The sequence below is a fragment of the Serratia sp. 4542 genome, assembly GCF_016805595.1.
Classification (GTDB): domain Bacteria; phylum Pseudomonadota; class Gammaproteobacteria; order Enterobacterales; family Enterobacteriaceae; genus Serratia; species Serratia nevei.
The window spans coordinates 1-843 of the sequence record NZ_RXKV01000027.1; the positions used below are offsets into that span (position 1 = coordinate 1).

Below are 843 nucleotides of genomic sequence, written 5' to 3' on the forward strand. Positions count from 1 at the left end.
GCGCCAGGCCGCTTACTTCAGCAGCGCCTGCGCCTTGGCCACCACGTTGTCCACGGTGAAGCCGAACTCGGCGAACAGCTGCTCCGCCGGCGCCGACTCACCGAAGGTGGTCATGCCCACGATGGCGCCGTTCAGGCCCACGTACTTGTACCAGTAGTCCGCGATACCCGCTTCCACCGCCACGCGCGCCGTTACCGCCGCCGGCAACACCGACTCGCGGTACGCCGCATCCTGCTTGTCGAACGCGTCGGTCGACGGCATCGACACCACGCGCACCTTGCGGCCCGCCGCGGTCAGCTTGTCCGCCGCTTCCACCGTGATGCCCACTTCGGAGCCGGTGGCAATCAGGATGACGTCCGGCGTGCCCGCGCAGTCTTTCAGCACGTAGCCGCCGCGGTACACGTTCGCCAGCTGCTCTGCGGTGCGCGGCTGCTGGGTCAGGTTCTGACGCGAGAACACCAGGGTGGTCGGGCCGTCGTTGCGCTCGATGCCGTACTGCCACGCCACCGCCGACTCCACCTGGTCGCACGGGCGCCAGGTGCTCATGTTCGGGGTCACGCGCAGGCTCGCCAGCTGCTCCACCGGCTGGTGGGTCGGGCCGTCTTCGCCCAGACCGATGGAGTCGTGGGTGTAGACGAACACGTTGCGCAGCTTCATCAGCGCCGCCATGCGCACCGCGTTGCGGGCGTATTCCACGAACATCAGGAAGGTCGCCGAGTACGGCAGGAAGCCGCCGTGCAGCGCGATGCCGTTGGTGATGGCGGTCATGCCGAACTCGCGCACGCCGTAATGAATGTAGTTGCCCGCCGGGTCAACGTTCAGCGCTTTCGAGCCGGACCACAT

The 843-nt window shown here is 67.5% G+C and carries 1 protein-coding gene; it reads right to left on the bottom strand.

Annotation, left to right across the window (positions count from 1 at the left end):
- Positions 1 to 12: 12 nt before the first annotated feature.
- On the bottom strand, positions 13 to 843 hold an 831-nt coding region (locus tag EKL15_RS24615; protein ID WP_274611353.1), incomplete at its 5' end, for a transketolase C-terminal domain-containing protein.